Source organism: Alteromonas sp. KC3, from assembly GCF_016756315.1.
GTDB lineage: Bacteria > Pseudomonadota > Gammaproteobacteria > Enterobacterales > Alteromonadaceae > Alteromonas.
The window spans coordinates 1,679,532-1,704,772 of sequence record NZ_AP024235.1 but is presented as its reverse complement, the minus strand read 5'-3'; the positions used below and the strand labels follow the sequence as shown (position 1 = coordinate 1,704,772).

25 protein-coding genes and 1 tRNA gene are annotated in these 25,241 nt (G+C 43.4%); 12 read left to right on the top strand and 14 right to left on the bottom strand.

Translation table 11 applies throughout. From position 1 onward, the window contains the following. Window positions 1-151 precede the first annotated feature (151 nt). The 4 genes from JN178_RS07680 to JN178_RS07665 all read left to right on the top strand — a co-directional run bounded on the left by JN178_RS07680 (window position 152) and on the right by JN178_RS07665 (window position 4,771). Window positions 152-1,090: a GGDEF domain-containing protein gene (locus JN178_RS07680; RefSeq protein WP_202265000.1), complete on the top strand. Its 939-nt coding sequence runs from the start codon at window positions 152-154 to the stop codon at window positions 1,088-1,090. Between the two features lie 150 nt (window positions 1,091-1,240). After that, a complete protein-coding gene (locus JN178_RS07675) occupies window positions 1,241-2,452 on the top strand; it encodes a saccharopine dehydrogenase family protein (RefSeq protein ID WP_202264990.1) in 1,212 nt (403 codons plus the stop codon). A 77-nt stretch (window positions 2,453-2,529) separates the two neighbouring features. Continuing rightward, complete coding sequence (locus JN178_RS07670) at window positions 2,530-3,609, top strand: peptidase M42 (RefSeq protein WP_202264988.1); 1,080 nt, start codon at window positions 2,530-2,532, stop codon at window positions 3,607-3,609. 121 nt (window positions 3,610-3,730) lie between these two features. Further along, a complete protein-coding gene (locus JN178_RS07665; RefSeq protein WP_202264986.1) occupies window positions 3,731-4,771 on the top strand; it encodes a helix-turn-helix transcriptional regulator in 1,041 nt (346 codons plus the stop codon). On the opposite strand, the gene JN178_RS07660 is transcribed toward JN178_RS07665, so the two are convergent. From JN178_RS07660 to JN178_RS07645, 4 genes are all read right to left on the bottom strand, one after another. Continuing rightward, entirely contained in the window at window positions 4,768-5,847 is a 1,080-nt protein-coding gene (locus tag JN178_RS07660; RefSeq protein ID WP_202264984.1) for a cell division protein FtsZ, read from the bottom strand. The genes JN178_RS07665 and JN178_RS07660 overlap by 4 nt on opposite strands. Before the next feature lie 257 nt (window positions 5,848-6,104). Continuing rightward, window positions 6,105-6,181, bottom strand: a tRNA-Val gene (locus JN178_RS07655). 175 nt (window positions 6,182-6,356) lie between these two features. Further along, window positions 6,357-7,433 carry a patatin-like phospholipase family protein gene (locus JN178_RS07650; RefSeq protein WP_202264982.1) on the bottom strand — a complete coding sequence of 359 codons (1,077 nt, stop codon included), beginning with the start codon at window positions 7,431-7,433 and terminating at the stop codon, window positions 6,357-6,359. A gap of 118 nt (window positions 7,434-7,551) precedes the next feature. Continuing rightward, window positions 7,552-8,004, bottom strand: coding sequence for a MarR family winged helix-turn-helix transcriptional regulator (locus JN178_RS07645; RefSeq protein ID WP_202264980.1), 453 nt, complete (start codon window positions 8,002-8,004; stop codon window positions 7,552-7,554). A 248-nt stretch (window positions 8,005-8,252) separates the two neighbouring features. Here JN178_RS07645 and hmgA point away from each other — a divergent pair, with 248 nt between their 5' ends. Next, the gene (gene hmgA, locus JN178_RS07640; protein ID WP_202264978.1) at window positions 8,253-9,548 is read left to right on the top strand and encodes a homogentisate 1,2-dioxygenase; all 1,296 of its coding nucleotides are present in this window, start codon (window positions 8,253-8,255) and stop codon (window positions 9,546-9,548) included. A gap of 406 nt (window positions 9,549-9,954) precedes the next feature. Then, window positions 9,955-11,028: a 4-hydroxyphenylpyruvate dioxygenase gene (gene hppD / locus JN178_RS07635; protein ID WP_202264976.1), complete on the top strand. Its 1,074-nt coding sequence runs from the start codon at window positions 9,955-9,957 to the stop codon at window positions 11,026-11,028. A 28-nt stretch (window positions 11,029-11,056) separates the two neighbouring features. Here hppD and JN178_RS07630 read toward each other — a convergent pair whose 3' ends face one another. After that, window positions 11,057-11,431 carry a VOC family protein gene (locus JN178_RS07630; RefSeq protein WP_202264974.1) on the bottom strand — a complete coding sequence of 125 codons (375 nt, stop codon included), beginning with the start codon at window positions 11,429-11,431 and terminating at the stop codon, window positions 11,057-11,059. A gap of 417 nt (window positions 11,432-11,848) precedes the next feature. Here JN178_RS07630 and JN178_RS07625 point away from each other — a divergent pair, with 417 nt between their 5' ends. From JN178_RS07625 to JN178_RS07600, 6 genes are all read left to right on the top strand, one after another. Further along, entirely contained in the window at window positions 11,849-12,238 is a 390-nt protein-coding gene (locus JN178_RS07625; RefSeq protein WP_202264972.1) for an ACT domain-containing protein, read from the top strand. A 2-nt stretch (window positions 12,239-12,240) separates the two neighbouring features. Beyond that, on the top strand, window positions 12,241-12,741 hold the full coding sequence (locus JN178_RS07620) for a PTS sugar transporter subunit IIA (RefSeq protein ID WP_159625278.1): 501 nt from the start codon (window positions 12,241-12,243) through the stop codon (window positions 12,739-12,741). Window positions 12,742-12,831: 90 nt separating this feature from the next. After that, complete coding sequence (locus JN178_RS07615; protein WP_202264970.1) at window positions 12,832-13,179, top strand: ArsC family reductase; 348 nt, start codon at window positions 12,832-12,834, stop codon at window positions 13,177-13,179. Further along, entirely contained in the window at window positions 13,173-14,309 is a 1,137-nt protein-coding gene (dapE, locus tag JN178_RS07610; RefSeq protein WP_202264968.1) for a succinyl-diaminopimelate desuccinylase, read from the top strand. Before JN178_RS07615 ends, dapE begins: the two co-directional genes overlap by 7 nt. Beyond that, the gene (locus tag JN178_RS07605) at window positions 14,309-15,001 is read left to right on the top strand and encodes a M15 family metallopeptidase (protein WP_202264959.1); all 693 of its coding nucleotides are present in this window, start codon (window positions 14,309-14,311) and stop codon (window positions 14,999-15,001) included. Before dapE ends, JN178_RS07605 begins: the two co-directional genes overlap by 1 nt. A gap of 39 nt (window positions 15,002-15,040) precedes the next feature. Continuing rightward, window positions 15,041-15,244 carry a DUF2897 family protein gene (locus tag JN178_RS07600; protein ID WP_159625286.1) on the top strand — a complete coding sequence of 68 codons (204 nt, stop codon included), beginning with the start codon at window positions 15,041-15,043 and terminating at the stop codon, window positions 15,242-15,244. 18 nt (window positions 15,245-15,262) lie between these two features. Here JN178_RS07600 and JN178_RS07595 read toward each other — a convergent pair whose 3' ends face one another. From JN178_RS07595 to JN178_RS07555, 9 genes are all read right to left on the bottom strand, one after another. Continuing rightward, the gene (locus JN178_RS07595) at window positions 15,263-15,733 is read right to left on the bottom strand and encodes an energy transducer TonB (protein WP_202264957.1); all 471 of its coding nucleotides are present in this window, start codon (window positions 15,731-15,733) and stop codon (window positions 15,263-15,265) included. A 103-nt stretch (window positions 15,734-15,836) separates the two neighbouring features. Continuing rightward, window positions 15,837-16,292, bottom strand: coding sequence for a hypothetical protein (locus tag JN178_RS07590; protein ID WP_202264955.1), 456 nt, complete (start codon window positions 16,290-16,292; stop codon window positions 15,837-15,839). Between the two features lie 208 nt (window positions 16,293-16,500). Beyond that, window positions 16,501-16,827 (bottom strand): heavy metal-binding domain-containing protein, encoded by a 327-nt coding sequence (locus JN178_RS07585; protein ID WP_014949040.1) that lies wholly within the window; start codon window positions 16,825-16,827, stop codon window positions 16,501-16,503. A gap of 45 nt (window positions 16,828-16,872) precedes the next feature. Next, a complete protein-coding gene (locus JN178_RS07580; protein ID WP_202264953.1) occupies window positions 16,873-17,289 on the bottom strand; it encodes an HIT domain-containing protein in 417 nt (138 codons plus the stop codon). After that, the gene (gene astE / locus JN178_RS07575; RefSeq protein ID WP_202264951.1) at window positions 17,282-18,313 is read right to left on the bottom strand and encodes a succinylglutamate desuccinylase; all 1,032 of its coding nucleotides are present in this window, start codon (window positions 18,311-18,313) and stop codon (window positions 17,282-17,284) included. The genes JN178_RS07580 and astE overlap by 8 nt, the downstream gene beginning before the upstream one ends. Before the next feature lie 101 nt (window positions 18,314-18,414). Continuing rightward, entirely contained in the window at window positions 18,415-19,731 is a 1,317-nt protein-coding gene (locus JN178_RS07570) for a putative bifunctional diguanylate cyclase/phosphodiesterase (protein WP_202264949.1), read from the bottom strand. Between the two features lie 305 nt (window positions 19,732-20,036). Continuing rightward, window positions 20,037-22,514, bottom strand: coding sequence for a glycogen/starch/alpha-glucan phosphorylase (locus JN178_RS07565; RefSeq protein ID WP_202264947.1), 2,478 nt, complete (start codon window positions 22,512-22,514; stop codon window positions 20,037-20,039). A 218-nt stretch (window positions 22,515-22,732) separates the two neighbouring features. Further along, window positions 22,733-24,382, bottom strand: coding sequence for a phosphoglucomutase (alpha-D-glucose-1,6-bisphosphate-dependent) (pgm, locus tag JN178_RS07560; protein ID WP_202264945.1), 1,650 nt, complete (start codon window positions 24,380-24,382; stop codon window positions 22,733-22,735). Window positions 24,383-24,410: 28 nt separating this feature from the next. After that, complete coding sequence (locus JN178_RS07555; protein WP_202264943.1) at window positions 24,411-25,217, bottom strand: SeqA protein; 807 nt, start codon at window positions 25,215-25,217, stop codon at window positions 24,411-24,413. Window positions 25,218-25,241 lie beyond the last annotated feature (24 nt).

Here is a 25,241-nt window from a genome sequence, read left to right as displayed (position 1 = left end):
GTTTTCTAAACTGCTCAAGTAATCGACTGCACAAACTGTCAGCGGTACGAAAAAGCAGTGTTAGTTTGCAAACAAATTCCCTTGTAATCAGGGACATTTTTTAAAAAATAAACTACTTTTAAGTAAACAGTAATCCGTAAGGCAAGTGGTTGTGATTGCGCCTGGTTGTAATTTTAATCAACTCATACAAACGTTCATAGAATCGAGTAAGGACGGCTACGCCATTTTTTGTCCTGACGATAAACTCCTATATGCCAACTATGTATTCTTAGACATATTCTGTGCAACAAACTGCAAAGTTGAATACTGGAGCTTTGAGCAACTTGTCCGCCATGCATATGACCAAAAACGCGGTATAAACATTGAAACCGACCACATAGAGAGCTGGCTTGAATATGTAAGAAGTGTGAGACGAAAACGCCCACACCGGATGTTTGAGGTCGACTTAGTCAATGGACGCTGGATGCTTTTTTCAGAACATCTTCTCGACTCAGGCGAGTTGCTGTTACAAGCGAAAGACATTTCAAAACAGAAAGTGACTGAAAGTACACTGCAACGCTCCTTAGTTCAGCTTAAGAAACTTGCGCTTACCGATGAACTCACCCAATTAGCCAACCGCCGCTCTTTCGTAGATGCCGTTGAAACTGAGCTAGCACGCGTTCAGCGAAACCAAGCGTCGGCCACAATGTTAGTCATAGACTTAGACCACTTTAAACGCATTAACGATACTTATGGCCACTTAGCAGGCGATCATGTGCTAAAGCACACTGCTGCCATTTTGCGTCAATCTACCCGTCAATACGATATTGTGGGTAGATTGGGCGGGGAAGAATTTGCGGTGTTTATGTCTGAGGCGGATCTTAACGTCGCCTATGAAGTTGCTGAGCGCATTCGCAGTTCACTGGCACAAAGTGTGACCGAGGTAGACGGCAATAGCATTAGCGTTACAGCATCTATTGGTATCTGCACTAAACTTAAGCCCGACAGTTTTGAGACGCTGTTTACCGACGCAGATGAAGCGCTGTACAAAGCAAAATCAGATGGAAGAAATCGCATTGCTGTTTTTAATACTCTTAATCGCACTACATGAGTAAGGAAAGCCCACAACGGCACTGTTCAGAAAACTGAACTCTTCCCTTCAAACGGCTTATACGTTCTTATTTAAAAATAAAATACCCTATGCGTTGCGCAATTTCATTTAAACATGCAACCTGTTAAAAAAGAACAATTTGGAGCCGTTATGGCAAACGAAAAAAACGTTTATGATCTTGTGTTGTATGGCGCAACCTCTTTTGTTGGGCAAATTATTTGTGAGTACCTTGCCACTTATAAGGATGAACAAGTAACGTGGGCGATGGCAGGTCGCAGTGAACAAAAACTTATTGAAGTGAAGCAAAGAGTTGGTATAGACGTGCCCCATGTTGTCGTTAACGCTGACGATGAAGATGGTTTACACGCGATGTGCGAACAAACCAAGGTAGTGCTCACGACAGTGGGTCCTTATGCGCTCTATGGCGAGAGCGTTGTAAAAGCGTGCGTAAACACAGGCACTGCTTATTGCGACTTAACTGGCGAACCTCAGTGGATAAAACGCATGGTGGACAAGTACCACAGTGCGGCGCAAAAAAGTGGCGCCCGGCTGGTTAACTGTACAGGCTTTGATTCTATTCCCTCTGATTTAGGCGTGTATCACCTACAAAGGTTGGCCATCGAGAAAACAGGCAAACCAGCCACACAAATTAAAATGCGTGTGCACCGAATACGTGGTGGAGCGTCAGGCGGAACAGTTGCCAGCTTGCTCAACGTTTTAAAGGAAGCAAAAAAAGATCCAGGCTTACGTAAAGCTTTAGTGAACCCTTATGTACTGTGTCCCGAGAGGCATCCGTATTCAGTGCGGCAGAAAAATCACAAAAGTGCAGAGTATGACGATGAGTTAAAGATGTGGACCATGCCATTTGTGATGGCATCTATCAACGAACGTGTTGTTCACCGCAGCAATGCTCTATTAGGGAATATGTACGGTGAAAACTTCAGATACGACGAGGCCATGTCTGCCAAAAACAAGAGTATTGCCAAAAAGACGACACTTGGCCTAGGTGCATTTATGGTGGCGGCGAATATATCGCCATTAAGAATACTTCTCGAAAAATTTGTGCTACCCAAACCGGGAGAAGGACCAAGTAAAGAAGAGCAGCTTAATGGAATGTATGATATGCGCTTTTATGGCACCCTTGCCAACGGTGAAAAGATTGAAGTCAAAGTCTTGGGCGATAGAGATCCGGGGTATGGCTCTACGGCCAAAATGATTACACAAGCAGGACTTTGCCTTGCAAATGATAGTGTAGACACACAGGGCGGATTTTGGACGCCTGCATCACTGCTAAACGACAACTTAATCAAGCGGCTTGCCGAGCACGCTGGCGTGATAGTTGAAGAAGTGAGTAGTCAGTAAATTACAAACGTAAATAGTCTTTGACCTTTTATAGATAACAAGCTATTACGTTTTTTTATTCTTTTATTGGTACCCTAATGAATAGTCTATTGCCATCATCGTTTGTCGAATTACTCTCTTTGCTGATGCGCGAACCCAGTGTAGTTGGTGCAGAGCACACCTTCTTTCGAGTATTGCAACGAGAGTTGGAAGAACGCGGAGCAAAGGTAACATGGTATGAAGGCCTGCTGGTTGCTCAAGGAAGCGACCCTCACAGTATCATGCTTTCAGCCCATATCGACCGCCACGGACTTATTTGTACAGGTCCTAACGAATTTCAATATGCGGCATTTGTTGCCGGAGCGCGCTCGGACTTACTCGGAAATTCTGTTAGTGAACAGCTAATGAAAAAAATTGAAGGGCGATTTGTCAATGCTCCCGTGTTTGCCTATGAGCCTTGGACAGGCGCATACCGCGGCCGAGGGCATATCAAGGGCTCTGAGATCTGCGAATTTCGCAACAATCTTATTTTTGAACTTGAAGGCCTTGAACATGTGGTAGCAGGCACCCCCATAGCCATGGTAGACAAGCTCAAAGTGACCGAAGACGCGCTTGTGGGCCAGCTCGATAATGTCCTATCGGCGGCAGTAATGATCTATTTATTTGAACTCGGCTTTACGGGCACCGCGTTTTTTACAGCTCAGGAAGAGGCCGGAAAAAGCTGGCGCTACCTGCTTGAGTGGTTTCGACGATTTGGTGGCTCAACCAATCAGTTATTTGTGCTAGACACCAGCCCTATGCCAGATTTTGCAGCAGCTTCTGCACATCATTTGGTGCTACGCCACGAAGACGCAAACGCGAAATTCAATGAAGCGCTAACTGCCAAGCTTGCTACAACCTGTGAAACGCTGGGTTATCGCTATTTATACAAGGACGACTACGTTCGAGAATTAAATAAAGAACGCATTGCCAACGGTGAAAGTGAACATTCACTAGGCTCAACCGAATTAGGTCGAATCGTCGCTGCATCGCAGGGGCTGGTAGATGGCACCACGTTGCAAGTACCAAGTTCTGGATATCACACCATGCAAGAGACTGCTCCGCACGCGTCTGTTAAAGCGTTTATCGACGTTCTATGCGAATTATCAAACATTAATGCACCACAAACACAGGTGTAAGTGCGATAAAACACGACGATTGCGGCGTTATTCACTGTAACAATTTAGCATGCGACAATTTTTGTCGTATGCGGTCTCTATGCTATGGTGAGTTCACAATCGCTAAAGCAAGTTTGCCACAATGAGTGCATTTCAACGAAAGCTCGACATCCTTCAATTTGTGCCTTCTGCGCCCAGAAAAGTTTCAAGCCGCCAAATTTTTGAAAATCTACAAAACTGCGGTCATCACAATATTGATATGCGCACGGTGCAGCGGGACTTAGTCAGCCTAGAAAACATTGGGCTATTTGGTTTAGAAGTTGATAAGCGTTCGAAACCCTACGGCTGGTTTATAAACGCGAATTTTAAGAAACTCAATTTAAGCTTAATGGACGGCAATACTGCGCTTGCGTTTAAGGTACTTGAACAATCAGGTGCCACACTACCAAATTCTACGCTTAAAGAAATGCAGCCTTACTTTGCAAAAGCGAGCCAGGTCTTAGAGCAAGATAGTGACTCGTTACTTACAAACTGGCTTAGATCGGTGGCAGATTCGCAAGTTTCCCAACCACTCATCCCTCCAGAGATAGATGCGGCTTCGTTTGAACGGTTAAAAAGTGCAATCTTTTTTAGAAAACAAATCTCTGCCGATATTAAGCGTATTTTTAGCGGCGGAAACGAAATGGTTTGGAAGCACTACGACAGAGTTAACCCTATGGGACTGGTGAAACAAGATGGTCGACAACTTTTTGTGTGTACTTTTGGTTCGCTGCACAAAAGACGCTACGCGTTGCCGTTACAATTTGTTAGAAACGTTACCGTTACCGATGAAGACTGCCAACAAGAATTTGGTGAGCTAGAAAGTGTTCAAACGTTGTCGGCTAACAAAAAAGAAGACATTGAGCTTAAGTTATTGGTTAAAAATAACGCGTTATTTTTGCTTCACGGCTATAAACTCAGTGATGATCAAGTAATAACCCCATCTCTTCAATCAGATAAATCCGTATTGACCGCGACGGTGAAAGACACCAACAAACTGCGCGCCTTTTTGAGAGGCTTGGGCGATAACATCGAGATCCTAGCCCCTCAAAAACTGCGGCAGTATTTTGTTAAACTGTCTGAAAGGTTGTACTTCGCTTATCAGGAAGAAGCAGCGCAAAATAAATCGTTGTTTTCTGATTAATTTAAATCCCTACCCTGCAACCTCACAAAAGCAGGTATTTCCAAGTATGCCGCGTCCTTTCTCAATGATGTGGATGCTTGCTTCATAGGTATCACATTTTTCTCTTCTTCAAAGCTTTGTTCACTTGAAGGCACACCCGTGGCGATAACTAAGACTTCACCAAAATGTGGTAGTTCTGGCGATAACGTTACGCCAGTAATAATAAGAGTTTGAGGGCCATCGACTAAAGATTGGAGGGTAGCTAGCATTTCTTCATACATAGCTAAACTGGGCTCTTCTTTGCACGTTAGCTGCGCAATAACGCCTTGCGCCCCTATTATATTCTGTTTGTCGACTAATGGGTTTTCTAAGGCGCGCTTTAATGCTGCGCTTAATAAACTGTCATCTTCAGCAATACCCACGCCTAGCGCAGTCTCTCCCTCAAGAGAGAGAATATGACTGAAATCATTGATATCGACGTTGATATAACCCGTGTTTGTAAGCATTACGATAATGGCTTCGACAATTTTATGCATTTGAGTGTCACAATGACGAAATGCAGAAAGAAGCCCTACGGTTTCATCTAGTGCAGAAAGCAATGAATCGTTAGACATAACTAGCGTAGCATTCGCTTTGCTTCGTATTGTCTCAAGCGCGTTTCTAGCAATGTCGCTTCGCTTGCCTCCTTCAGCCTTGAAAGGAAGCGTAACAAAACACATCACATCGATATCGCTCTCTTTGGCTAAATCTATCAGGATTGGCGTTGCGCCGCTTCCTGTGCCGCCACCTAGGCCTGCAATAATGATGATAAGGTCAGCATCTTTAATTAATGTCGTTAAAGCATCTTTACTCTGAATGGCGGCATCGCTTGCGACATCCGGGTTAGCCCCAGCTCCATACCCTTTAGTTGTTGCCTCCCCTATCAATAACACTTCATGATTTGAGCATCGATGCAACGCAGCGATATCGGTGTTAACAGCGGTAAACCTAATATTGTCATGCGCACAAAGACTGGCCATGTTGTTCACTGCATTACCGCCACAACCGCCTACACCAATAACGTGAATTTTAATTTGTTCAGTTTGAATGTTTTGCATGTGCTTACTTTCGAAAGTTTACGTTTGGTAAGCATGAAACAACTATACGGCAAAAAGTGACGCATAGAATTGTCAACCGTATGCAAGGTTAAGATGTAGTTACTTCAAAACTAAACGACTCCTTGTCATGAGCGTCTTTGCTGTTCAACACAATGAAGAGCGAATTGCTGTTTACGAAGCTATTTTCTTGGTCAATTCGTTATGAAACTGGACTAGTGCTAAGGCGAAGGTTTATGAAGATTTTGAAAAGGAATAGATGGTGCGTCTACCCTGATTCGAACAGGGGACCTCTACCATGTCAAGGTAGCGCTCTAACCAACTGAGCTATAGACGCATAATCGACGTTGCCAAGTGCAGAAGAATGTCCTAACAACGGCGCGTATAATACTTAGGCTTCGGCTTGCCTGCAAGAAAAAGTTAACCTTCGACAGGTTAAGTGACTAATAAGTCAGCAATGTTTGAAATATAGACTTAAAATTTAGTCGAGTTAACAAAAGGCCTGCCCACCTTTACACCTGTTTAAAAGGCAATGGCTTAATATTATTGACTAACGAACCGTCAGCCACTGAATTCATAAAATACTCCCCTAGCCTGTCAGTTTCTTTCAAGACAGTCTGCCAGTACTTAATGCGTGTATTGGCATCGAGTACTTCAAAATCCTTTCTGTCGGGAATTTTACTATAGGGCAAATTCGCTACAAACGTACTTGAGGGCACAAGCATCACTACATTGTCATAACTAGAACGATGAGGCACACGACCTTTCAGCCCTTTGTCGAACCATCCGGGAATGGGCTTGTTGTAAAAATGTGGATATAACACTAGCCCTTTGTCAGGCCCAAACGACAGATCAAAATGGTAATCAATAATACCGCCATCGCGATACATACCTTGCGGTGCCCCTTCTATGTTCGTTACGCCTTCAATAACCACAGGAATAGAGCCTGATGCTAATAATGCATCGTGAATATTACCTTGAGTCAGCTCGTGATATTGCGTAGGTAAGTGGTAGGGATCGTGAATAGTAAAGTCACTACCTGGCGTAGAAAAAACATAGCGCGTATACAGACGGGACAAGTTCTTGCGGCTAACGGTATTTGCTGCTGCACTCATAGCCAAACCAGAAAGTTGCCTAAACTTGCTTTCAAAGCGGGTTGCGCCTAAGCATTTTGCTACGATAAGGTGTGCTTTAAAACGCTCATTCGACAGTACTTGTTGCTTCCCCTCTTCGTCTACCATTACTTTTAGTAAGTCGAGCGCTTTTTCGGTTATTTCTTTGGGTGTAGGCTTATCGCTGCTATAGGTTGTCGTAGAATAAGATTCTGCCAATCGATTAATTGCTGCAAGCGGGTCATCTTGCACGGCGCAAATAGTTCTAAATGCCCCTGCGGACGACCCGATAACGTGGATTTGGTGCGATACATTGGCAAACCATTCTGGAAATAAAACGCGGTCAAGGCCTGCTAAAGAGAACCATTTTGGGCCCCCCGATGCCCCTAGAAAATAACTAAACAGTTCGGGGACAAAACCATTTTTGATAATAGTTTCACGTGCAGTTTGCCCTGCATACACTTCAAGAGGAGCCACTCAATATCCTTGATTAACGATTTCGAGGCAATTTAACAGTTAAACACGCAAAAGTAACCCTTACGCAATCTATCACCAAGCTTGTCAGACCACGTAATTAAAGGCACAGGCCCATATTTTATGACGTCAGCTTATCTATCACTTTTAGGAATATTTGATACTCAGAATCAGTGATGCTAGCTAGCTTTTCTTCTTGCCACCTAATTACATTGGGCAATATCTTTAAATACACGTTCTGCCCTGTTATCGACAAACTCACGTTAACCGCACGACCATCAGATGTATCTTGACGCTTATCAATCAAACGGTGACGCTCCATTTGCTGCAGGGCACGGGTTACTGTCACTTTGTCAAGGCGAGTGGCTTTTACAAGTTGCTTAGCTGTCATACTAACGATGCAGTCTTTCTTGCTTTCTTTATTGCTTTCTTTGTTTTGCAAAGTTCCAAGCGTTGCCATAATGCGCCATTGCGGCATAGTAAGGTCATAAGGGGCATACACTGAATATAAGGATTCACTTAGATTTCCAGAGAGCATCGCCACCCTGTAAGCCAGCATTTCATCGAGTGTCACCACATTCTCCTACTAAAACCAGTTAACTTGATTAGCTAGAGCGTGACCACACCCCTGCTGTCGCAAATGCACTAACCTGTAAATTATGAGTGTAAACTTAATAAAACAATTCTTGCACTCGCCTATGAAGCACTCATGCTGTTCACAATTGATTTACACGTTGATTAGCACTAGCCTACTCAAACTAGTTTCATTTGCAACTAGTTCGATATTCACTGTTTTTACCTTTTTATTATTGGAATGGGTTTATGGAAAACGTCACATATTTGTCTGGGTTTAATAACGAGCACGAAACAGAAGCGTTGCCAGGCGCTTTACCCAAAGGGCAATTTAGTCCACAAAAGGTTAACTATAAACTCTATGCAGAACAATTCAGCAGTACTGCATTTACAGCACCACGCGCGCACAACCGCCGAAGCTGGACATACCGCTTGCATCCTTCCATTGCCATGGGTGACTTTACTCCAGTGAGTAACGGCCTTATTCGCACTGCACCGCAAACCGGTATTCCCTGCCCACCTAACGTTTTGCGTTGGGATCCTGTACCACTTCCAGATAAAAAAACTGATTTCGTAGAAGGCCTTGTAACGGTCGCAACCAATGGCGATGCGCAAGCGCAAACTGGCATGGGAATACATTGTTACGCTGCTAATGCGCCAATGGACAACAAAGTGTTTTACTCATCAGACGGTGAAATGCTATTTGTTCCCCAACACGGGGATATGCTCGTGACCACAGAGTTTGGTAAGTTGTCAGTATCGCCTGGGGAAATTCTTGTTATTCCTAGAGGTGTACGCTTTGCTATTACGCCTACAAGTAGCGCTATTCGCGGATATATTTGTGAAAACTATGGCCACCCTTTTGTGCTGCCAGAGCGCGGCCCAGTTGGCGCAAACGGCTATGCAAACCAGCGTGATTTTCAATACCCAACAGCGTGGTTTGAGGATAATGAAACACCACATGTCATGGTTAATAAGTTTTGCGGCAACCTGTTTGAAGCAACACTTGGGCACTCTCCTTTTGATGTTGTCGCGTGGGTTGGTAATTCTGCACCGTACAAGTACGATTTATCGTTGTTCAATGTGATGAACACAGTCAGTTTTGACCATCCCGACCCTTCCATATTTACCGTTTTAACATCACCATCTGATCTAGAAGGCACCGCAAACGTCGATTTTGTCATATTCCCACCACGTTGGATGGTCGCTGACAATACCTTTCGTCCTCCCTATTACCATCGCAATATTATGAGCGAGTTTATGGGGCTTATTGAAGGTACATATGACGCAAAAGAGCATGGATTTGTACCTGGTGGAATGAGTTTACACAATTGCATGACGCCTCACGGACCGGAAGCAGAAGTGTTTGAAAAGGCGTCTAACGCTGAACTCAAGCCGCAGCGCTACGAAAATACACTGGCCTTTATGTTTGAGTCACGTTACGCCATCGCTCCTACTGAGTTTGCCTTAAACTCAGAGATACGCCAGCGTAACTATTTATCATGCTGGGACGGATTGAAAAAGTACTACGACGGTAAAAAGTAATTAGAGCGTGTTGACCTTTGCCGTACGTTTTTACAGCAAAGTGTTTAGCATTTAGACAAGGAAGTGCACACGTCGTGTAGCCATCTACATAAGTGTGCAACAAGCATGTACGCAATGCTCGGTCATCCGGTGTGTATATGCTTGTGCACTGCCTAATTGCGCTGTACGTTTTTATGAACACATAGAAACAGTAGACAAAAACAATATAAACATTCAAAAACAATAACTTATTAGAAATAGGCGTACTTTAAATAAACTCACATAGGTGAAGCGAAAACAAATCGTTACACCTGGGCTTTCCAAGCCACTGTACTTGTATAGCGGTATGCTATTGCCTGCATTTTTACCTCGCGCTTACAATCCACTCACAATTACAAAATCAGTATTACGTTGAGGAAGTATCTCCATGGCAGATTTATTTGAAAATCCAATTGGCTTAGACGGCTTTGAATTCTTAGAGTTCACAGCGCCTGAAAAAGGCATGTTAGAGCCGATATTTGAAGCTATGGGTTTTACCCGAGTAGCACGTCACAAATCGAAAGATGTAGAACTCTGGCGCCAAGGTGACATTAACTTATTAAGTAACTACGAGAAAAATTGTCATGCCTCGTACTATGCCGAAGAGCATGGTCCATCGGCTTGCGGAATGGCTTTTCGTGTAAAAGACTCGCAGAAGGCCTACAAAGAAGTGCTTGCACGTGGTGCACAACCAATGGACACGCACACAGGTCCAATGGAGCTAAAACTGCCTGCCATTAAAGGTATCGGTGGAGCAATGCTTTACTTGATCGACCGCTATCAAGGCGACAACACTATTTACGACATCGACTTTAATTGGATTGAAGGTGTCGACCGCAATCCGAAAGGCTGTGGCTTCCATACACTCGACCACCTAACTCACAACGTATATCGCGGTCGAATGGATTTTTGGGCAAATTTCTACGAGAAGCTATTTAATTTCCGCGAAATTCGTTACTTCGACATTAAAGGTGAATACACAGGTCTACTGTCTAAAGCAATGACAGCGCCTGATGGTAAAATTCGAATTCCGTTAAATGAAGAAGCGGTGGGCGGCGGCGGCCAAATCGAAGAATTCTTGATGAAGTATAACGGTGAAGGTATTCAACACATTGCATTTGCGTGTGACGATTTAGTTGCCTGTCTTGATCAATTAAAGGCGCGCGGCATGAAGTTCATGACCCCACCTCCAAATACTTACTATGAAATGCTAGAAGAGCGTTTACCAGGCCATGGCGAAAACGTAGACGAATTACAAAAGCGCGGCATTCTGCTTGATGGTACTACAGAAAATGGTGAGCCACGCCTATTACTGCAAATCTTCTCAGAAACGGTATTTGGCCCAGTGTTTTTTGAGTTTATTCAACGAAAACAAGATGAAGGGTTCGGTGAAGGTAACTTTAAGGCGCTGTTTGAGTCGATTGAACGCGACCAAGTGAATCGCGGCGTAATCAACAAATAACAACGCTTCGTATCTGGTGAAAGGCAGCTTAATCGCTGCCTTTTTCACCTTTTTCATATAAAGCAAAGGGGGCGCCTGACGGATCGATAATGATACAAAAACTGTCACTTCCGTGATGTCTAATATCACCCACTTTCTCCCCGCCCATTTTGATCGCGTTTGCTAACGCCTCGCTTAAACTCTCAACAGTGAAATAGTTTATCCAGCCACCTGGCAACGATGCATTTACCCCTTTTTTGTGACATATACCACCTACGGGTGTGCCATCGTTTCTCATCATTACGTAATCGTTATAGCCGCCCATATCAACAGGCTCCTTTTTCCATCCCATGACCAATTCATAAAACGCAACGAGCGATTCGGCATCTTCAGTTGTTATGTCACACCAAGAAGCTTCTGACATGGCTAGGTTCCTTATTTAATCTTTAGGCAAAAAATAGGCATTCGCGTTAACAAATGTAGATCAATTGATGACACAAGGATACTTTTAACGCTTTTTTATGTAGCGCTTTGGCGACACACTTTTGTGACTAACCGCTAAAACCCTACATTAAAGTCAAGCCAAGAAATTGCAAAAAATCTAAACATTTTTTATTTTCACTGTAGACATCGCCTGTGGAAAATGCTTGCAAAATCGAGAATGTTATCCACTGCACATTGTTTGTACAGTTTATTTATTTCTTTATTATCATGGACTTACAACAAGACCCCAAACTACTCAACAAACTTATCCACAGATTAAGTGGATAACACGTAGCACTTAACCACAGTTAGTGGTTTAATGTGAGTATCTTCGAAGTTTTCATTTTTTCGGTTTCTCATGCCAAAACAAACACTCTTAGTTCGTGAGTCTTTATTTACAATTCACAGTTTGGATCCAGATAGCGACATACCGGCCGCTGTTCTACAGAGCCCCCTCTTTTTTCTTGGAAAAACAGAAGAAGAGCTGTCGATTGTTGTACCTAACACGGTAGAAGTCTCATCGTTAGATTGTGATGAAGGCTGGCGAGCGCTCGAGTTACTAGGACCACTTCACCTTTCACTAATCGGCATAATGGCTCAAATTGGACAAGTTCTCGCAGCGGCAAAAGTATCAATCTTCGTTGTTTCAACCTTTGATACTGATTTCTTTTTAGTAAAAGACAATAAACTAAATGACGCTGTTACCGCATTGAAAAAGGCAGGTTATACCGTTCATGAGGAAGGTTAACCGTGCAAGGGAAATTACTCAGTTATCCTCCTGAAGTATTTGCAAAGCGTGTCGATATTCCAAGCCCTTTTTCTGGGCAGCTTTTACCGCTAACCGATTTAGAAGACACACTGTTTAAGAAAGGTTTTTATGGACCCGGTGCGGCGATAAGCTCAACCGCGAATACTGTTTACGCCCCTTTTAGCGGCACGGTGCTCAAAGTTGAACCTATCGACTATGCCATTGAGGTAAAGTCGTCAGTGGGTTTAAAATGCCGAATTAAGTACGGCTTTGACGCACATCACTTACACGGTGCTCAGTTCAATTGCGGCTTAAAAAAAGGCGACCGTTTTTCTATAAAAACACCGCTTTTTACGGTGAATTCAGTGTGGTTAAAACAACAAGGTGTTGCAAATATTTGTATAATGACAGTATTAAATGCTCACGCCTTATTGGGTGTTCTGGCCGCTAACCACAGATACGTAGAGGCCAACGAAGATACGCTTTTATCGCTCTATATTTAAATCGGCCAGCTGTCGAATGCCTTTATTTGTAATGACTAAAAGTGCGCAAGTATATTTAACGAAACAACAACAAGTAGTATGGAATTTTTTATGAGTACAGTGCTTTACGGTATTCCCAACTGTGACACCATTAAAAAAGCTAAAAAATGGCTTACTGACAACAATGTCGAATTTACTTTTCACGACTATCGCAAAGACGGAATAGATGCAGACTTTCTGCAACGAGCAGAAGCAGCGCTAGGCTGGGAAGCCATGCTCAATAAACGCGGTACAACCTATCGACAGTTAGACGAGACTGAAAAAGCGTCGATTGATAAGGACAAAGCATTGGCGCTACTTGAGCTTCACCCAGCTATGGTTAAGCGCCCTATCCTGTTGCATAACAACAGCTTTTATATTGGCTTTAAACCCGCACAATACGAGGGCATATTTTGTTAAACGATTCCGTTATTGAAATTGCTGAAAATCTAATGAATCGGCGTTCAGTAACGCCTGAGGATGCGGGTTGCCAGGAAGCAATGAAAGACTTTTTAGGGGCGCTGGGGTTTGCAAATGAAACCATGGTATTTGACGACACCACAAACCTTTGGTCGCGTAGAGGCAAAGAAGGCCCTGTATTTTGTTTTGCCGGTCACACAGATGTAGTGCCTAGCGGTCCTGAAGACGCATGGAAGACGCCCCCATTCGTAGCCACAGAAGTAGATGGATATCTACATGGCAGAGGTGCAGCTGACATGAAAGGCAGCTTAGCTGCAATGCTGGTTGCAACAAGAGAATTCGTTAACAAGTATCCCGACCATAAAGGCAGTATTGCTTATCTGATTACCAGTGATGAAGAAGGCCCTTTTATTAACGGCACAACCCGTGTCATTGACACCCTAGAAGCTCGCAATGAAAAAATAACATGGTGTGTAGTGGGTGAACCCTCGTCAACTGATGAAGTGGGAGATATCGTTAAAAATGGCCGTAGAGGCTCGCTTACAGGCGATTTAGTGGTAAAAGGGGTTCAAGGACATGTTGCTTATCCTCACCTGGCCAAAAACCCAGTGCATCTTGCTGCCGCTGCGCTAGATGAACTCGCAAAATCGCACTGGGATGATGGCAATGAGTTTTTCCCACCGACTAGTTTTCAAATATCTAATATTCACGGTGGTACAGGCGCAGGCAACGTTATTCCTGGTGAACTTCACGTTTGTTTTAACTTTCGCTTTTCAACGCAAGTGACTGACCAACTTCTTATTGAACGTGTGACCACTATTTTGGACAAACATGAGCTTGATTACGACATTAAGTGGACATTTAATGGCCAACCTTTCTTGACCGATACAGGCGCGTTACTAGACGCCGCGCAAGGCGCTATTGAAGCAGTTAAGGGAAAGCCTACAGTCCTGTCTACAGCGGGCGGTACGTCTGATGGACGTTTTATTGCTCCAACGGGGGCGCAAGTTATCGAACTTGGGCCGGTCAATGCAACGATTCACAAGATTGACGAGTGCGTTAAGATGGCAGATCTCGAACAACTCGCAGATATGTACTTTGGCATATTAGAACGGCTACTTGCTCACTAATGTCTCCTGTTTCTGATAATCAATGGTTAGGCCTACACAACAACTATTTGGTTGACGTTGGCACTAACCATAGACTTCACCCTGACGTTGTTGATGACTTTACGGCAATGCAACAGGCAGCAGCGCAAGATGGGCTCGACTTACAACTTGTTAGCAGTTACCGAGACTTTGCTCGCCAAACTGCTATTTTTAATCGAAAATGGCGGGGCGAGACCGCCATCCTCGATAAGAATAGTCAACCCTTACGGCCAGACACACTAAGCGATGAAGAGAAACTTCACGCCATTTTAATGTGGTCAGCGTTACCCGGTGGCAGCCGTCACCATTGGGGAACAGATTTCGATGTTTACGACAAAACGTCTGTCGAAAAACTCAATGGACGTTTTGATCTTGTTGAAAGTGAGTATGAACGCGGCGGACCATGCTATTTGCTTGCGTGTTGGCTAGAGCAGCACATGGCCAGATTTGGTTTTTTCCGTCCATTCAGTGAAAGTACCGGTGGCGTCGCAAGGGAACCTTGGCACTTAAGCCATAGTGCTATTTCGAAACGTTTTGAAAAAGCGAGAAATATTCAGGCACTAGAAAACGCATTAAGTGAAAGTGAAATAGAAGGCAAAGCAACAATTCTTGCCATGCTTCCTTCGCTGTATAATCGTTATGTCTTAAACAAGGGCAATAGAAGTGCCGTGTAAACTGCACTATTGCAGTTTAAAACAAAAAGGGTAAACACAATGGATTTAACCTGGCTATTAGTGATTATTGTGTTGGTACTAGGTGTAGTGGTGGGTAACATCACACTGCTTAAATACAGCGCGAAATTTAAGTTCCCAACACCTTCAAAACCATTTGACTCTGATAATGAAGAGGCTGACAGTTCAGCACACCGCAGCCAAGATAAGAAGAAAAATGGTTTTGACGATGAAGATGATTGGTAAGTGAACCCCCTTACCTTTTTAGTCTGCTCGAACCTGAATTTTTTCTACATTGCTAAATTGTGATGTTTTTGGATTGTCGGTGAGTGCGAACTCAATGGCAACATAGTTATTGCGAATTTTATGAGCAGGTTTTGTGTAGAGCCATTTTTGAACGCCTAAAATTGCGGTCGCATCAAACAGGCCATCATGATCTGAAGCAACAACTTCGATGTCAGAAACGTTGCCGTCGCTTTCAATACTAAAGTTAACTAACACTGAGCCCTCGATGCCATTTTTAACCGCATATTTAGGGTACTTAGGTAGCGCACGCTTTATTACTGATGCCGTATTAGCTTCAGCTGCATTCACACTATCAGCCGCGCTAGCAGGGTTACTTGTGAGTACCAAAGCGGTAGACGCCGTCACTACAGCAGCTGTTGCTACGGTAGCCAGTAATACACCTCTGAACTTGGTTGCTTGTGTTTTCCTTTTAAACATTGTTTTTAGCATGCTTATTCCTTTTAATCCCTTAGTTTTTATATTCAATTAGTTATACGGAAATTGCATACACTTTACAATGAATAACGTTTACTTTGGGGCAAGGCTAAATTCATTAATTTACTCTCATCGAATGATCGAGTCTCTTTGTTTGCAAACAGCTGAGAATTTTTTCAGACAACCAGTCAGTGGCTTCTTTTGTAGTAGGAAAAAACGCAAAGGGCAATGACGATGTCTCGTAAACGCGAGACCAGAATTTTCTTTGTAACTCAGCCCCTTCTGCTTCGTGAAAAACTATGGCTGTCGCAACGAGGCCCTGAGCAACCGCCTTATCAACTATAAGCTGACCGCTATTCGTTGCGGCCATGGGAGCTAATGCTAAACCATTTACGTTAACCACACTACCCCAACAAGGCACATCAACCTTTGCTCTTTGTGCACCAACAACCACTTCGTATTTGTGCATAAACTCTAAATTAAAAGGCCCTTTCAAGTCGATATAGAGAATATGTTGGCTTCTGTTAAACCTAGCCTTAACCTCTCCATGAGCATCGAATTTATTTTTATCCATAGTGTCGCCTCCCTTCGCTTGAGTATAAACCACTGTCTACATTTCCGTCGAAAAAGTAGACCATAAGCCCAATAATAGAGGTGAATATTTCAACGCTTTTTTTTTATTGGACCTATTAGTACAAAAGCGCATAGGTGCTTGTCCACTCGAAAAGGTAGACTAAATAAAAAAGGTATAGTCGTGCTATGCCCTAGGAAAGGAACTTGGCTTAAAGCGGCGTCGTTTTAACAGCAGTACCACTTATGCTTACCATTAGCATACTGCCTTTGTCGCCGATAACTTGATAGTCTAAATCGATACCTACTACGGCATTTGCGCCCATGCTCCGCGCTTCGTGCTCCAGTTCAGTAAATGCTAATTTACGCGCTGTGGTTAGTTCCTCTTCATAAGATCCAGAACGCCCACCTACGATATCTCTTATTGAGGCAAAAAGGTCCTTAAAAACATTGGCTCCCATCACCGCTTCGCCAACCACGATGCCATAGTATGCCTCAATCTTATGTCCCTCTAATGTCGGGGTTGTAGAAACAATCATGTGTAACTCCTTTTTTAATTAATGTTGTCGCAATCAGTCACAACCTTACTTTGCATTTTCTATTTCAAGATGCTGTTTTATCTGCGCAATTAGCAATTTCGCACTCTCTTCTTTATAAGGAATTGCAGCTTGGTTACCCCACACTGGCTTTGGCCATGCCATATCACCTTCAAATCGCGCAACATGATGAACATGAAGCTGTCTAACCACATTCCCTAATGCTGCTACATTTAACTTAAAAGGTGTGAAAACCGCTTGCAAAACCTTTGAAACCGTTGCCGACTCTTGAAGTAGCAATATTTGCTCGTGCTCAGTTAAATCGATAATTTCCGCTATGTCATTTTTTCTAGGCACAAGAATAAGCCAGGGAAACTGACTATCGTTCATCAACAGTACACGACACAACGTAAGATCACAGACAAAAAATGTATCATTGTGTAAACGGCTATCTAACTCAAACATCGAGGTCTTCCAGAGTTGTTGGTACTACCGTTAGCAGCGCGCGTTGTCCAATTGCTACGTTGGCATTAGGAAACACTATCGCTTCGCCTTCATGCTCTGCAATATAGTCTTTCCCCTTCTCGCTAGCCAACACTGTCCCTTTGGCATAATCCATAAAGTTAGGCGTATCATCATCAAAATGAAGGGTAAAGTCGTCGTAATGTTTGTTGATGACTTGATTCACTCGATAGATATCTAATTCGGCCACGTCCACATCAGGTGCAAAATCATCTTGGGTAATGAGCGACGTAATGGCCTGTTTCGCATCCTCAAAACGGGTCATATCATTCTCACCAAATGGTCGCACTTTGCCTAATTCAACCGTAAATGCATGGGCGTTGAATTGGTATGATGAAAAATAACTAAACGTCGTTGTTGCGCTTTCAGAAAGCAAGATAGTCTTAACACCGCACGCTGCCAAAAATGCAAGTTGCCCTTTACTGTGTTTGCGTTCGTGCAAATAAGGATAAACTGCAAATTTTTCATTCTTAGATGCACGTATGGCCGTGTGTAAATCGTAGTGATAACGCGGTCCTTCATTCTTTTCAAAAAATGTTGCAACAGCGTCTTCGAGGGCTTTAGCTCTAACGCGTTCCTGATTAACCAATCCTTCACCTTCTGAATGAGCGCCACTAAATAAACGGTTCATGTTCTCTTCAACAAATCGCTGTGCAATATCCATTGCTGGTAAATTACCAAACAGGAACAGCACGTTGTGCGAAAGTGTTAGCTCACTTTTGAGAATTCGCATTACTAATTCATCGCAAATCTCAATAGGAGCGGTTTCATTACCGTGCACGCCGCAAGATAAAACAATTTGTTTTTTTGGTGTGGCAATAGACTGAGGAAAAAAGCTAATGATACCGGGCGCGCTTACGCTTACTTGTGTACCGTTATTGAGTGTGAAATGTATAGGGTCGTCAAAGCGTTCTGGGGAGCGACGCGATAATGATAAAAAGTCGCCGCTATCAATAAGTTGTTGCATGTCATAACCAGTCTAATCGTGAATGGCTATAGTGTAACGATAGCGCCGCACAAAATCATCTGATGGACATTAATATTGTGGGTGAAGTGTAAATGACCTTACTAAGCCAAAGCCCGACGGGGAGAAACCCCAACAATGATTTCTCGTTGAGTCAACGCAATGAAGTGCTTAAGAGGTACAGCGCGAGAGAACAAGTACCCCTGCCCTTCTGTAACGCCAACTTCGCGTAAGATATGTAACTGCTCTAAGGTTTCTACACCTTCAGCGACCACAGCGCACTCTTTTGCTTTCCCAATAACCTTTGCAGCCTCAATAATCGCGCGGTTTACCGGATGCGCTTCTAACTCCATCACAAACGATTTATCTATTTTAATAGCGTCTAAATCCAAATCACGAATATAAGCTAAATTCGAATAGCCTTTTCCGAAATCGTCGACAGAAATAGCGATACCCAAACTTCGCAGTTGATCAAGTTGCTTTTTAACCATTAATGAATTTGATAATGCAACGTCTTCTGTCAATTCCAGTTCAATACGGTTAAGGGGCATCGAATAGGTTTCACTTAACGTTACAAGGGTCGGAATTAATTGACTATCGTAGAGCTGTGTTGGCGAAATATTCACTGACAATGACAAAGGAAGCTTTAGTGCGTCAAATTCATTAAGCGCCCTAAAAGCTTGCTCGAGCGTCCAATAGCCAAGCTCATTCATCATATTATAAGACTCAGCTGCCTCAATAAGCGGTCCGGGGAACAGCACACCATCAAGCGGATGATTCCACCGTAAAAGACACTCTCCACCTACTATAGTTAAGGTGTTTAAATCCACTTTTGGTTGAAAGTAGAGTTCTAGTTCATTATTCGCAATGGCCCGCTTAAGATCGGCTTTTAAAGCTAGGCTTCTTCCTGTGTCTGTTTTATCAAATGTAGACAGTGCAAAGTAGTTTTCGTATTTGTTTTCTTTGGCTTGCTTCAGCGCGGTTTCAGCTCTAGACACAAAGGTAGTGATATCAAACTGTTTAGGACTGTGCTTACTTGTGCAGACCACGCCCACATTGAAGTCGGCAATAAATGCTGTGTCTTCATAATGCATAGGTGACTTGAAATGTTCGACTAAGCGCTCGAACATTTCGCGCATTACTATTTCATTATTTTCGTTTGGGAATACGATGCCAAAAATATCACCGCTTATGCGGCCTAACGCAACTTGAGAACCAAATAAGCCCTGAATTCTGTTTGCGATTTCAAGCAGAAAACGATCGCCAATGTGAATGCCAAGACTTGTTGTCACATCTGAAAAACGAACCACATCCACGAGCATTAATGATAACGAGTGACTTTGAGAAGCCTCTCGTGAAATGCTATCGATAAATGCATATCGGTTGGGAATAGTTGCCAGCGATGTATGTACTTGGCTCATTATGTTTTCCTTCAGCGTTATCGCTGCTAGGTACGAATAAACAACTTCTTATATAAAACCATGGTGCATAGAGAGGTGCAACGACGGCAAAGTATGATTTTGCATACCCTATTATTCTTATCAACACCTTTTTGAGTAGCGCACACTGACATAAAAAGATGATTGAGTAACTATACTCTCATTAATGAGGAAAAATACATTCAACTTTAAGCTAGATTGAACGATTAAGCCTTTTTTGCACAGGGCAAACAAAAAAAGCCCAGAGATACTTACATCGCTGGGCTTTTGGTTTTTATCGTATTTCTCTAGCTTTCAATCTTACAAGGTGAAAGTTTCCATACGCGTTCAACGTAATCTCGAATTGAACGGTCAGAGGTGAACTTGCCCATTTTCGCCGTGTTGATGATGGCCATTTCAGCCCAACGCTCTTTATCACGATATGCGGCATCTACGGCAATTTGTGCGTCAGAGTATGCGCGGAAATCCGCAAGCACCATGTACGGGTCACCATTATCCAGAAGACTTTGCTTAATAGACACTAATGCGCCTGGCTTACCTGGTGTAAAGTAGTCAGTTTCTAGCCAGTCGAGAACCGCTTTAATTTCTGCATCTTTGTAGTAGTAGTCATAAGGATTGTAGCCGTTTGCTTTAAGCTCGTTGACTTCTTCTACTGTTAGACCAAAAATAAAGATGTTGTCGTCGCCTACTTCTTCAGCAATTTCAACGTTAGCACCATCTAGTGTACCGATTGTCACCGCACCGTTAAGCGCTAGCTTCATGTTACCGGTGCCCGATGCTTCTTTACCCGCAGTACTGATTTGCTCAGACACATCCGCCGCAGGAATCATCTTCTCAGCAAGAGAAACGCGGTAGTTCGGCAAGAACGCAACTTTAATCTTGTTGTTCACACGCGGGTCGTTGTTGATCTTATCTGCTATTTTATTAATCGCATAGATAATATCTTTAGCTAGTTTATAGCCAGGTGCCGCTTTCGCGCCAAATACGAATACACGAGGGTGCATGTCATAGTCTGGGTTTTCAAGAATACGACGATACAGCGCCATAATGTGTAAAAGAGCAAGATGCTGACGCTTGTACTCGTGAAGACGCTTAATTTGAACATCAAATATGGCGTTAACGTCTACCTCTAAATCAAGCGACTTGCGAATTTCTTCCGCTAACAATTCTTTGTTCTCTAGCTTCACTTTCATGAATTGCTTCTGGAACGTTTTGTTATTAGCAAACTTTGCAAGACCTTGCAGCTTATCAAGATCTTTAGGCCAGTCATCACCAATTTTCTTATCGATGAGCTTAGACAGCGCAGGGTTACATGCCTTCAACCAGCGACGTGGCGTGATACCGTTTGTCACGTTTGTTAGTTTGCCTGGGTATAGCTCGTCAAACTCAGGGAATAGTGACGATTTAACCAAGCGAGAGTGCATTTCTGCAACACCGTTTACGGCAAAAGAACCAATTACAGATAAGTGGCCCATGCGAACCATCTTCTCGTTGCCTTCTTCAATGATAGAAAGCTTCGCTTTCATCGCATTATCACCAGGCCATTTCTTATCAACTTCAGCCATAAAGCGATGATTGATTTCGTAAATGATCTCCAAATGACGAGGTAAGATTTTCTCAATCATTCGTGCAGGCCATTTTTCTAGTGCTTCTGGCAATAATGTATGGTTGGTATAAGCAAACACTTTAGTGCTGATAGCCCATGCTTCATCCCAACCTAGCTCTGCGCGGTCAACAAGAATACGCATTAACTCTGGAACCGCAATGGCAGGGTGAGTATCGTTTAGCTGAATGACTACCTGATCAGCAAAACGGCTCCAATCATCTCCGTGTGCACGCTTATAACGACGAATAATGTCTTTAAGTGAACAAGAACAGAAGAAGTATTGCTGAATAAGACGCAGCTCTTTACCCGCTTCGGTTTCATCGTTCGGATAAAGGACTTTAGAAATTGTTTCTGCCGATACGTTTTCACGTTGAGCGTCAACATAACCACCCGCATTAAATACATCCCAGTTAAAGTAGTCAGACGCTTCTGACTGCCACAAACGCAATACGTTTACGGTTTTACCTTCGTAACCTACTACTGGAATATCCCACGGTACGCCTTTTACAATAGAACCTGGGTGCCACTCTTTAAGCACTCGGCCATTCTCGCCGTACTTAGTTTCAACGTAGCCGTAAAGCGATACTTCTTGAATTGATTCAGGGCGGCAAATTTCCCATGGGTTGCCATAATCACGCCAGCTGTCTGGACGCTCGATTTGAGCACCACTCTTTATTTCCTGACGGAACAAGCCATGTTCGTAGTGAATACCATACCCAATGGCTGGCAATTCCATAGTAGCAAGTGAGTCGATAAAGCAAGCAGCAAGGCGCCCAAGGCCACCATTACCTAGCGCCATATCAGGCTCTTCTTCTAGAATATCTGAAATTTCCACACCTAGTTCTTTCAATGCGCCACTTGCGACATCAAATAAACCGAAATTTTGAAGGTTGTTTGAAAGTAAACGCCCCATCAAGAACTCAGCAGAAAAATAATGCACGGCACGAGTGTCGTTTAAATAATGACTCTTCTGTGTCTTACGAAGGCCTTCTAGTACTTGTTCTTGAATGGCGGCACAGGTAGCTTTCCACCAAGCGTGATTGTTTGCTTTATTTTCGTCGGTGCCTAGTGTGCAGTGCAGATGCTTGATAACAGCAGCTTTAAATGCTGCCTTGTCGATAGCTGGAGAGGGTTGCGTCTTGGTCGCTTTTGCGTTCATTTTGCGTCTCACTCTTAATTAATGGGAGTCTTTCCACCGGAAAAACGTAATTTAATTACAGAATATCTTAAGAATATGACAGCAATATAGCAGTACTTAAACGATTATGTTGTAAACATTTTGTTAAAATAACAAAAAACCGCATGAATTCGTATGCATTCATGCGGTTTTTAACATTATATTTACAAATGAATTTTAAAGAAGATTATTTTTTGTGCTTATTTGATAATTTTTCCTACAAGCAATTCAGCTTCACCAATAAGCTCTTGTAAGTGACTTTCACCTTTAAAGCTCTCAGCGTAGATTTTATAAATTTGTTCGGTACCTGAAGGACGTGCCGCGAACCACCCATTGTCAGTAGATACTTTTACTCCACCGATAGCCGCATTATTGCCCGGCGCGTGAGTTTGAACTGCCGTAATAGATTCACCCGCTAACGTATCACTGGTCACTACCGACGCGTCCATTGCTGAAAGTTTTTGCTTTTGTTCAAGCGTAGCTGCAACATCCACACGGTTGTATACTGGCGCGTCAAACTGTTCTGTTAGCGCTTGATAATGCTCACCGGGATCTTTCCCCGTTACTGCAAGAATCTCAGCAGCCAATAAACACAAGATAAAACCATCTTTATCGGTAGCCCATGTACTACCGTCGCGTTCAAGGAATATACCACCTGCACTTTCTTCACCAGCAAAGCCAATTGTGCTGGTTGACAACCCTTCAACAAACCACTTAAAACCTACAGGCATTTCCGCAAGTGATTTATCTAAGCTTTTGGCTACTCGGTCTATCATACTGCTCGATACAAGCGTTTTACCTATCTTTAAGTTCGTAGGCCACTGTGGACGATGCGTATATAAGTAGTTAATTGCTACCGCAAGATAATGGTTCGGGTTCATCAAACCTGCGCTTTTGCACACAATACCGTGACGGTCAAAGTCTGGGTCGTTACCCCACGCTAAGTCAAAATTGTCCTTTAGCTCAATTAGGCCTGCCATCGCATAGGCCGATGAACAATCCATGCGCAATTTACCGTCTTTGTCGCGACGCATAAAACCAAACTGAGGGTCTACTGCATCATTAACTACTGTAATATTTAAGCCGTATTTTTTTGCAATGACTGACCAGTAGCCTACCCCAGCACCACCAAGAGGATCTGTGCCTAACGTCAAGTTCGCCTTTGCAATGGCATCCATATCGATAACGTTTGCTAAGTCGTCGATGTAGGGCACCATGAAGTCTTCTTCACGCACTAAACCTCGTTCTGTTGCTTGACGAATGTCTACGCGTTTGACCGCTGCATTACCTTCTGCAATTAGCGCATTCGCACGGTCTTGGATTTGCTTGGTAACATCGCTATCAGCTGGACCACCATGCGGAGGATTGTATTTAAAGCCGCCGTCTGATGGTGGGTTATGTGATGGTGTGATGACAACACCATCTGCTTTAATGTCGCTGTTTCGATTATGACGAATAATAGTACGCGAAATAACAGGCGTTGGCGTATAACCCATGCTTTCATTGTCACTGCGCTGAATGACAACATCTACACCATTTGCACAAAGTACTTCTATGGCAGTTATCATGGCAGGTTCAGACAAGGCATGCGTATCCTTTCCAACAAACAACGGGCCTGTAATCCCTTCCTGTTGGCGATACTCTACAAGCGCTTGGCAAATCGCACTAATGTGCATATCAGTAAACGTATAATTTGACGCAGTCCCTCTGTGACCCGAAGTACCAAAAGATACGGCTTGTCCCGGATCACTGATGTCAGGTTTAAAACTGTAATACTGACTGACTAATTGCGCTACATTAATCAGTTGCTCTTTCGCCGCGCTCTGACCCGCTTGCGGATGTAATGCCATGAAAAAATCCTTATTTTAGAAGTCTGATTTATTTACCTTCAGAAGAAAAACGCGCTACTACTGTTTCTACTACATCAGGTCGATAACCTAAGTTACGCAAAACCTGTTCCAGCATATTCGTTTTCTTTGCCGTATTGTTGTTAGTCACAACCCAGTATGGGCTATCTGGAATAGCCTTCGGGTTAGTGCTGCTACCATTTTCCAATAGCGCGGCTTTAGTTGTCGCAAAATACGTACGGTTTTTGCCTTTTATACTCTCCACTTTCGAGAAAGAGTCTGCATTAAGCTTGTGCGCTGCACTTAAAACGAACAGAAATTGGTCAACACGCTTGGTAAATGTTCCCAACGCATCTTTTGAGACGGTATCGAGGATGTCGCGCTTGTCATGCAGTTCTGTTGTCTGAACATCATTTGTTGCCATAACCGGTTTCTTGTTAGTAACCGTTGCACGGGCCGTTGATGGTTTCTTTGCAATCGGTTTCTTAGCCGTCGCTTTTGCTTTCGACTTGAGCGCAGGTTTAGTTGCCTTTACCTCGGTGGCGGCGCTACTGTTAGTCCCGATTGGCTGTTTAGCAGCAGTCTCATTTAAAGAAGCACTCTCTACGGCTTTGTTACTTTCTTGCGCTAGGCCACTTTCTGGCGCCGCGCTTACTTTTTCAGCAGCTGTGCTTTTCGTTTGAATTGTTGTTGCTGACTCGGCCGTATTTACATTAGACGCTGCACCATCTTCAGGTAACAGTAGGCGTCTTAAAATTTGTGATGCACTTTCACCAATATGCTTAGTCTGGCTGGCGATGAAGGCATATAAATCGTCATCTATCTCAATGCTTTTCATAACTACTTCCTTTTTAAGAGCCAC